Origin of the sequence: Aeromonas sp. HMWF017 (assembly GCF_003061465.1) — a bacterium.
Lineage (GTDB): Bacteria > Pseudomonadota > Gammaproteobacteria > Enterobacterales > Aeromonadaceae > Aeromonas > Aeromonas veronii.
Genome location: NZ_QAJD01000002.1, coordinates 1 through 8,702 on the forward strand (window position 1 = coordinate 1; position 8,702 = coordinate 8,702).

Genomic DNA, 8,702 nt, shown 5'->3' on the forward strand with positions numbered 1-8,702 from the left:
GGTGACTCCAAATATAAAGCCTCATTTATAAAGTATGACATAAGTTCTAAGAAGGTTTTCTTTCCTATACGCTTATATCTCTCTCCGAGAATTTCATCATTTATTTCTAAAGAATATATTTGACCATATGAGCCATTAAAAGTTCTTTTTAGCTTTGTTCTAACTCTACTTGCGCTTGTTAGGTGTTGTGGTACGTGTTCAGTTAATAATGTTTCTGCAATTTGCCTTGTGACTTCAGATGCTCCTTGCAAAGTTTCCAAACCAGAGGTCATATCAACTGAATAATCATCAGAGTCTATTAAAACATCAAAGTTCAAAGTCATGAAAAATCTCTATATATAAAAACAATATTATCACTTGTGTCTGAGTGTAACTTTTGAGTGGTTTTATATGAAGCTGATCTTTCCAAAGATGTGATATAAAACACTTGTTATATGGCTGTGGGTGTGATGAGGAGAAATGGTTTTTCGTAATGTTGTTGTAGATCTCCTTGTTACCCTCCTCTCCCTCTGGGAGAGGGTCAGATCCGTAGGTCTGATTAGCGAAGCGTAATCAGACGATCGTGAAAACAGGTTGCCATTATTCTGTTGATGCTCCAGCTGATCTCTTCTCTCCATGTCTATAGCCACCGGGATTACGGTGCGGACGATTACGCTTCGCTAATCGACCCTACTCGCTCCTGCTTGATTTAACGCTCTGCTGCTTGTTGGTGGCTTCTGCTGTGATGGTTTGCTCCCCTCATCCCGACCCTTCTCCCCTTATCTATGGCAAAGAGTGGGAGAAGGGAGCAGAGATCGCAGCCATTGATAGTGACCGTGGTATGGCGTGATAGCTAAGGGTGACTACCACGGCTTCAGGTTGGCAGGCACTGGTTCCCTCTCCCCTTGGGAGAGGGTTAGGGTGAGGGGAGGTAACCGTAGGGTGCAATGAAATTGCACCGCTATTGAATCCGCGAAGCCGCTGGTGCAATGGATTGCATGAATTGCCGCTACCCGGCGGCGTGAGCGCCCAGAAACGCAGCCATGATGGTAAACAGCAGCCAGTCATTGATAATGTGCGCGCCGGTCGATACCCAAATATTTTTGGTAATGAGGTAGCCAGTGAGCAGCACAATGCGGGCCGTTCCGATAACCAGAAAACATTGCACGAAATTCCACTCATAAGTGGGCAGATGCAACGCTCCGAAGATAAGCGCAGTACAGACCCAGGCGGTGATAATGGCACGCTTGCGCGTCATGGCGAGTCTTTGGTGACAAAACCAGAGCACAGCCAGAAACGGCAAGATGGAGACCACCTCCTCACCGAACAGCTGCGGGGCCGTTTTTAAATAAAAGAGGATGAGTGCCGTATCTGAGGCCTCTGCCAGCAGGGCGTTGGCCGGGTTTGCATTCATTTTGAAAACAAGCTGCAGCAACAATGCAACGGTAAAGGAGACCAGAATATTGGTGCCAGCAATGGCCACCATCAACAGAACATCCCGCCATGTCGGTGTGCGAAACAGTGCGCGCCACCCTTTACCCACCATCATGGCGAGCACAGCCAGCGGAATTAGTGGAAACAGGATGGCGGGAACAAAGCCGCCCATGGTGGTTTTAAAAAATGCGATCGGCACCGTCAGCATCGAGAAACCCAGCGCCGCACCCAGCAGGAGCACTATCCAGTGGCGGGCAGATAATGCATGGGGCCCCTCGCGATAAAAGGGGAAATCCCCGGCAGTTTTGCGCTCGAAACCATAGCAATCCTTGTCATTCAATACCGGCATGGCGGCAGATTGATCTTCACTCATGGTGTCTCTCGATATGTATTCGGGTGTGGTGCAGACAATCGTACACCAAGGTTGTGCCCCGCGAGGTTGCCGCGGCCATGGGGTGCGCAGCTTGTCCCAGATACTGGATTGTTTCATTGATGCGACAGCCAAAAATGGATTGGTTGATTTGATGCAAAAATCATCATGGGCGCCACTCTGCCCGCCTGAAATGAGCCATCCATCCCACCAAAAGAGAAGGCCCCGCCATCCATGATGGCGGGGCCCCTTGCATTATCAGCCGCGTTGCTGATTCAACCGCTCGCACTGGCTGGGGTCAATAAAATGGCTGGCCCGAGCCCGATCAGACAGGAATGGCTGTCGCCGCCGGTGGCGGGGTGATCTTGGAGGCGATCAGCTGGCGCAGGCGGGGCACCAGCAGGAGCAACACCACGCCGCCCGCCAGCGAGCCCCAGCCCAGCATATTGAACACCGAGCTGTAACCCGGGTTGGTGGCGACCGGGGTGCTGCCGATATTTTGCGGCATGGCGCCGGAGACATAGCCCGCCAGCACGGAGGCGACGCCGGTCACCATCATCCAGCAACCCATCATCAAGCCTTGCAGGCTGGCGGGGGCCAGCTTGCCAATCATGGCGTAACCGATGGGGGAGATCAGCAGCTCGCCAAAACTCTGCAGCACATAGCTGATGGCGATCCACTTGAAGGCGACCAGTCCGTCGGCCCCCGCCAGATGAATGCCGATCGGCAGCACCAGCATGCCGAGCCCCATGCAGAACAGGGAGGCGGCAAACTGGGAGGGGATGTCGATATTCCAGCCCTGTTCGCGCAGCCGCTTGAACAGCAGTGCCATCAGGGGGCCACCGATGACGATGACGATAGTGTTGATGTTCTGGATCCACTGGGGAGCGACTCGCAATCCGAACACGTTGAGGTTGATGTTGTGCTCGGAGAAGAGCATCAGCCCCATGGGCGCCAGCTGGTAGAGCGACCAGAAGATGAGGGAGCCAAGGGCGAGGATCAGGTAGGCCACCATGCGGCTGCGCTCGGCGGCGTCCGGATGGCGGGCTGTCATCACGCAGAGCAGCACCAGCACCACGGCCCCCAGGATCAGCACGAAGCTGCCGCTGAAACTGGCGTGGGTCAGCAGCAGGCGCAGCGCCGGCACCAGCATGGCCAGAATGGCGATCCCGGCCAGCATGCGGCGGTAGAAGCCGCTCCCTTTGACATGGCGCAGCGGGGTGCTGATATCCGCCAGAATGGGCCAGCAGGCGAAGGTGGCGATGATGGCAATGATGTTGCCCAGCGTCGCAAACAGGAACAGGGTGCGGTAATCCTCGGTGAGCTGGAAGTAGCCCGCCACCGTGAAGCCGATAAAGAAGCCCAGATTCATCCCGGCGTAGTTCCACAGGAAGGCGCTCTCGCGGCGGTGATCATCCGGGGCGAAGCGCTGGGTCAGCATCATGTTGAGGCAGGTGACGTTGAGGCCGCTGCCGGTAAGGAACATGGCGAGCCCCCAGTAGAGGCCGGTGATCCCCATCTCGGCGATGAAGTAGCAGCCGATCACCTGCAAGACCATTCCCATCACGAACAGGTTGCGGTTACTGAGGTAACGCCCGCCAAGGTAGCCGCCAAAGAGGTGCAGGCCGTAGTTGAAGGCACCGAAGATCCCCATCATGGCGTTGGCCTGGGATTCGCTAAAGCCGAGCCGCTTGGTGGCGTAGAGCACCAGGGTGGAGTAGAGCACGGCAAAACCCAGGGTGGCGAAGGTCTGGATAAAGAACAGGGCGCCTGAGCCGGGTGGGACGGCGGCGTGATGAGGGTGTGGTGTCGAAGCGCTCACGGTCTGTCTCCTGTGAGAGAAGAAAGTCATAACTCGTCCTGAGAGCGTACCGGTCTGCTGCCGGCTAGCCTTGTGCGCTTCCATGCTGGTCTGAAGGCCGGTCTGTCATTTAGCGGCCAAGCGGTGCAAATAGCCATACCTGAAATTTAATCCGGCGCGATTAATTGCTTTTTATTGATCTATTTCGCCTTTTTATGCGTGATTGAGCCGTGGTTTTAGCTCGACTTACCACGCGATTGCGACACGGTTGATGTGATCCAGTCGGCTATTTGGTGCCGATTATGGCGCTGTAGCGGGATCTGCGTCCCGCTTTGTTGTCCCGAAACGCAGCTGGCGCCAAGTTGTTGTATTGCAGGTTGTTTATTCATCCTTGGGCATTGAGTGAATAAATATCGGGAAGAGAAGGGGTAGCCTCAGGGTGACTTGCGCGTGTTCCCTTTCTGTTGTCGAGAGGGTGAGGGGAGGATAGAACAACGCCCGGCGGGCCGGGCGTTGTGGTGCGACTGATGGGCGGCGAAAGCGGCCTTAGAAGTCGTGGTAGAGCGGCCAGCCGAGCAGCGGGTGCTTAAGACCGGCGCGCATCTCGATGTTGTCGAGCTTCTCCGGCGAGGCGTTCTCTTTTTGCTGCAGCTGGTACTGGCGCACAAAGCCGAGAGTGTGCAGCAGGTTGGGCACAAAGCCCGGGCTCAGCTCCTGGCGCAGGGCGGCGGCCATGTCGGCGGGCAGCGCGCTCAGCAGCAGGGTGAGCTGAGTCGCCAGATAGTCGGTGTCATACCAGCCCTCGTCGAGCTCAATCTCCCGCGCCAGTTTGCGCTTGAGATCCTGCTTCACCTTGAGCGGGGCGGCGCCACTGCCCTTGCCACAGAGGATGCGGTAGAGCAGCGCTTCGGCCAGCTTGTCCTCCATGGTGGGGTGGTCGCTCTCGCAGGCGAAAAAGTGCTGGTCGATGAGCTCCATCAGGCGGCTCTTGTTGTGCTCGGTCAGCGCCTTCTCGTACTCCTGCCACCCTTGCCACTCCTCCACATCGGGCGGGCTCGAGATCTTGTCCAGCAGGCGGGCATCCACGTCACCGTAGAGGCTGTTGCCAGCCTGCTTGGGGCTGACGGTAATGAGCATTGACCAGCCCTTCTGGAACGGCTTGATAGGGCCTTCCGGCGCCTGCAGCAGCGCCAGCGCCTTGGCCGGATCCCGCGCCGAGAGCTCCTGCAGGCCGAGGCTCACTACGCCGATGACGTCGTGGGCGGCCTGCTCCAGCAGGTGCATCTTGTACTTGTTGTAGTACTTGTCGGCGAATTTCAGGCTCATCAGCACCGCCTTGCCCTTGATGGCGGCCAGCTGCTGCTGACTCAAGAGTTCGTTGTCGCGGCCAAAGCGCAGCACCTGGCTCAGAAAGGGGCCCTGGTTGGCATCGCGAATGACTAACTGCATGAATGGGCTCCTTAATCCAGAAAGCTGAACATGTCGTCGACGTCGCCGTACTCGTCTTCCTCGACCTTGTTCTTCTCTTTGGCCTGCATCACCAGTTCGGCGGCAAACTTGTTGATGATGCCGTCCCAGGTTGAGTGCTCGTTGCGCAGCAGCGCCTTGATGGCTTTCTCCACCTCGGGGGCCAGCTCGCGAATGAGCATCAAGAGGCTGCGCGGGTCATCCAGCGCGTAGTCGTGGACATCCTCGCTCTGTTGGCGCTCGCTGTAGCGCAGGGACTCTTCGAGGTCTTCCTCTTCGGCGTGCAGCACGTCGCGATAGCCTTCGTCCTCTTCATAGCGATCGCCGCGATAGAACTCGATAAAGGGGATGGCGAGGTAGAAGAGACCGGCCGGATCTTCGGCCACGCACTCGAGGATCTCGCGCTGCTTGGCTTCGCTATCCTGAGTGCGGATCAGGTAGTTGAGGAAGTCGAAGGTGTGCTGTTGCAGCTCGTCGGCGTTGTTCTTGATTGCCTCTTCCCAGTAGAGCGGCTGCTGGCAGACGATGTCACGGATCCGCTCCGGGGTCATCAGCTCGGAGATGATGGAGGGGAAGGAGATATCGTGCTGGCCGTTAATCTGGGTCAGGGTAACGATATCAATGTTTTCAATCACTTCTGCCAGCTGGTCGTCAGACATGGTCTTGGCGATCAGCTCGAACTTCTCGCTGGCCTGCTTCGGCTCGATAACGGCCAGCTCTTTGATCTCGATGGCGGTAATTTCTATCAGACTGTTGCTCATGCCTTGCCCCAATTAGAAACGGACTTCGTCGTACATATCCTGATCGCCGTCGTCATCACCATAGCGGTCACTGCCGCCGTGGTAGTCGGCGTCGGCATCTTCCCCGTCTTCATCTTCTTCGTCGCGCAGCTCATAGTCGTCATCGCCGCGGTGGCTGCCGCGCGGTAGCGGGTTGTCGAGCAGGAACAGCACGGCGCAGGCTTCCATCAGCTGATCTTCGCTCTGGGCTCGCACCGCCTTGACCAGCGGCAGGGCGGCGTTGTTGAAGCCGACGCTCACCTTGAACTCGTCCCAGCTCGGCTGCTCGCCGCTGGTGAGCCACTTGTTCCACTGCGACTTGGCCTTGGCTGGGAACTGCACCCGGCCATAGAGGGCCAGCGGCAGATACTCGGGCATAAACTCCAGCATGCTCATATCGGCCAGCAGCAGGCTCTTCATCTGGTCGGTGAACTGTTCCAGCCCCTTGGGGTCGTCCTGATCCCGGTAGGATTCGATGTTTTCGCTGGCATCGCTTTGCAGCGACTTGAGCCGCGCCTGGTCCCATCTCTTTTGCATAGTTGCTCTTTCTGCCTGCTGTTTCAGGGGTAGAACTGATCCCACATCTCCTGCATGGCGGAGGCGGGGTCGGTCACGATGACGTTGTTGAAATCCTTGATAAAGGCGGCCCGCTGTTTCGGATCGGACAGCACTTCATAGGCCTGCTTTACCTGGTGCAGCTTGATGGCTGCCTGCTCTTTCTCTTCTTCACTGGCCCCGTGCAGCTTGTCGGGGTGGTACTGGTTCGACAGCCGACGATAGGCTTTCTTGATGTCGTTTTCGCTGGCGTTGGACTTGACGCCCAGCACCCGAAAGTAGTTGTTCATGGCAGATCCTGCATCACTGGCATCATAGGATTCACGCTGCGAGTGCCTGATGGTGGGGATTGGCAAACCAGGCACGGCAAAAACCCGTCATTTTAACGGAAACAGCCCGCCAACGCGATGAGTTGGGCGATCAATTAACGGGCGAAATGAAGAGGGGTCAGTTGAGTGCCTATTGTTGCCAGTCGGTCTGGCCAGTGCAAGGGCGGCGGGGCAAAAGCGATGAAAAAACGGGCAGAAAAGGAGCGGGCGGCAGGCCGGGGCGAGGCTGCCGCCGCAGGGGTTACTCCTCCCAGAAGGAGGCGGAGGTGTGGTAGATCATCTTCTTGCTCATCCCGCCATCGACCACCAGATTGGCGCCGTTGATAAAGTCGTTCTGGGGATCCGCCAGAAAGAGGCAGGCGCGGGTGATGTCGTCAGGGCGCCCGACCCGGCCACTCGGGTGCTGGCGATGATCTGCCTCGGTCAGGGTGTGGTAATCCTCCGCCTGGATCCAGCCCGGACTGATGGCATTGACCGTGACGGGGTAGTCGGCCAGCGAGTTGGCGAGGGACTGGGTGAGGGCGACCAGCGCCCCCTTGGAGGCGCCGTAAGCATCCCAACCCGGTTCGTTCTGCTGCCAGCGGGTGGAGGCAATATTGATGATGCGGCCATAGGACAACCCGCGGTTGGCCTGCACAAAGGCGCGGGCGCAGAGCATGGCACCACGCACATTGACCGTCATCACCTGATCGAACTGGGCTGCGCTCAGCTCCTCGAAGCGGGTGTGGAACTTGCTGATGGCGCCGTTGTTGATCAGCAGATGGATGCCGCCGTGCTGCTCGCGCACCTCGGCAAAGAGCCCCACGATGGCCCGCTCATCGCGCAAGTCGAGCGGGTGAAAGTGGATCTCGGGATGGTCAAAAGCGTGAGGAGCCAGATCGGTGGCGATCACCCGATAACCCGCCTCGGCCAGCCCGATGCAGAGCTGGCGGCCAATCCCGCCAGCGGCGCCGGTGACCAGTGCGATTTGGGGTTGGTTGGTCAGCTCGTTCATTGCGCCGCTCCATTGCGCGCCCGCAGCACCTTGATGAGGGCCGACACCTCCTGCTGACCAAACCCTTGCGCCACCCCTTCCTCAAACAGATCGGCGGCAAAGCGCGTGAAGCGGCTGTCGATCCCGGCATCGGTGGCGTGACCTGCGAGGCGGCTGATGGCGGCGCTCCAGGTTTTCAGGCTGGCGTAGGGGTGATCGAAATCGCCGCTCGCCAGCGTCTTGCCAAGGTGGGCCACATCGCCCCCCAAAATCGGCGACAGCTCGCTGAACTGGGCGCACACCTTGGCAACCGGCAACCCTTCCGCCTCGCAGATCAGCGCGCCGTGCAGAGCACCGAGCAGGCCACCGGCAAAGTAGGCGGCGACGGCACAATCTTGCGCCGCGGCGGCGCCCACCGCCTCGGCCACATGGTCGAGGGTAGGTGCGAGCAGGCGCAGCACCGGTTCGGCGTCGCTAAAGGCGGCGCTGGCCCCCGAGCAGATGATGCTGGCATCGCTGGTGCCGATCTGATCCGGGAAGCAGAGGATGGCGCCATCGAGATAGCGGGCGCCGCGTGCGTGGCTCCAGCTCTCCAGCGCTCTGGCCCCCTGCGGGCTGCCGGTGGAGAGCTGCACCAGCAGCTTGCCCGCCACCGCATCGCTTGCCTCATCCAGCAACTGCTGGCTGACGGCGTAGTTATCGACGCAGACAAGGGTGATATCGCTTGCAGCGATGGCTTCGCCAACCGAGGGGGCGAGTGTCGCACCCAGCGCTTGCAGCGGTGCGGCCTTGGCGGTGCTGCGATTCCAGACGGTGACCGGATGGCCCGCCTTGATCAGGGTGGTGGCGAGGGCGGAGCCCATGGCTCCGAGGCCGATGACAGAGAGATGGCGCATGATGGCTCCTGACTGTGTTGATAGTCGTTGATATAGAAAATTGGGATGCCTTGTGGCAGGTAAGCCACTATATTTGCCCAGTGTCGCCGTGAAAAATGGCTTTTATGACTGTCTGATAT

Annotated in this window: 9 protein-coding genes; all 9 read right to left on the reverse strand. The window is 58.4% G+C overall.

Annotated elements, in window-relative coordinates; genetic code table 11:
* A partial coding sequence (locus tag DBR30_RS21030) for a hypothetical protein (protein WP_219927537.1) occupies positions 1–323 on the reverse strand: 323 nt, incomplete at its 3' end.
* A gap of 665 nt (positions 324–988) precedes the next feature.
* On the reverse strand, positions 989–1,786 hold the full coding sequence (locus DBR30_RS00155; protein WP_219927538.1) for a CPBP family intramembrane glutamic endopeptidase: 798 nt from the start codon (positions 1,784–1,786) through the stop codon (positions 989–991).
* 322 nt (positions 1,787–2,108) lie between these two features.
* Complete coding sequence (locus DBR30_RS00160; RefSeq protein WP_108540887.1) at positions 2,109–3,605, reverse strand: peptide MFS transporter; 1,497 nt, start codon at positions 3,603–3,605, stop codon at positions 2,109–2,111.
* Between the two features lie 525 nt (positions 3,606–4,130).
* Positions 4,131–5,033 (reverse strand): cold adaptation protein AtcC, encoded by a 903-nt coding sequence (gene atcC, locus DBR30_RS00165; RefSeq protein ID WP_108588139.1) that lies wholly within the window; start codon positions 5,031–5,033, stop codon positions 4,131–4,133.
* 11 nt (positions 5,034–5,044) lie between these two features.
* On the reverse strand, positions 5,045–5,812 hold the full coding sequence (atcB, locus tag DBR30_RS00170; RefSeq protein WP_005335887.1) for a cold adaptation protein AtcB: 768 nt from the start codon (positions 5,810–5,812) through the stop codon (positions 5,045–5,047).
* A 12-nt stretch (positions 5,813–5,824) separates the two neighbouring features.
* Positions 5,825–6,367 (reverse strand): cold adaptation protein AtcA, encoded by a 543-nt coding sequence (gene atcA / locus DBR30_RS00175; protein WP_040067053.1) that lies wholly within the window; start codon positions 6,365–6,367, stop codon positions 5,825–5,827.
* Between the two features lie 23 nt (positions 6,368–6,390).
* The gene (atcJ, locus tag DBR30_RS00180) at positions 6,391–6,675 is read right to left on the reverse strand and encodes a cold adaptation protein ActJcold adaptation protein ActJ (protein ID WP_005343121.1); all 285 of its coding nucleotides are present in this window, start codon (positions 6,673–6,675) and stop codon (positions 6,391–6,393) included.
* A 280-nt stretch (positions 6,676–6,955) separates the two neighbouring features.
* Positions 6,956–7,708 (reverse strand): SDR family NAD(P)-dependent oxidoreductase, encoded by a 753-nt coding sequence (locus DBR30_RS00185; protein ID WP_108542390.1) that lies wholly within the window; start codon positions 7,706–7,708, stop codon positions 6,956–6,958.
* Positions 7,705–8,583 (reverse strand): NAD(P)-dependent oxidoreductase, encoded by an 879-nt coding sequence (locus DBR30_RS00190; RefSeq protein WP_108542391.1) that lies wholly within the window; start codon positions 8,581–8,583, stop codon positions 7,705–7,707. Before DBR30_RS00190 ends, DBR30_RS00185 begins: the two co-directional genes overlap by 4 nt.
* Positions 8,584–8,702: the final 119 nt, after the last annotated feature.

Excerpts from the sequence above, each read along its gene's own strand:
- DBR30_RS00155 (WP_219927538.1), bottom strand. The coding sequence starts at position 1,786 with ATGAGTGAAGATCAATCTGCCGCCATGCCGGTATTGAATGACAAGGAT.
- atcC (WP_108588139.1), bottom strand. The coding sequence starts at position 5,033 with ATGCAGTTAGTCATTCGCGATGCCAACCAGGGCCCCTTTCTGAGCCAG.
- atcB (WP_005335887.1), bottom strand. The coding sequence starts at position 5,812 with ATGAGCAACAGTCTGATAGAAATTACCGCCATCGAGATCAAAGAGCTG.
- atcA (WP_040067053.1), bottom strand. The coding sequence starts at position 6,367 with ATGCAAAAGAGATGGGACCAGGCGCGGCTCAAGTCGCTGCAAAGCGAT.
- atcJ (WP_005343121.1), bottom strand. The coding sequence starts at position 6,675 with ATGAACAACTACTTTCGGGTGCTGGGCGTCAAGTCCAACGCCAGCGAA.
- DBR30_RS00185 (WP_108542390.1), bottom strand. The coding sequence starts at position 7,708 with ATGAACGAGCTGACCAACCAACCCCAAATCGCACTGGTCACCGGCGCC.
- DBR30_RS00190 (WP_108542391.1), bottom strand. The coding sequence starts at position 8,583 with ATGCGCCATCTCTCTGTCATCGGCCTCGGAGCCATGGGCTCCGCCCTC.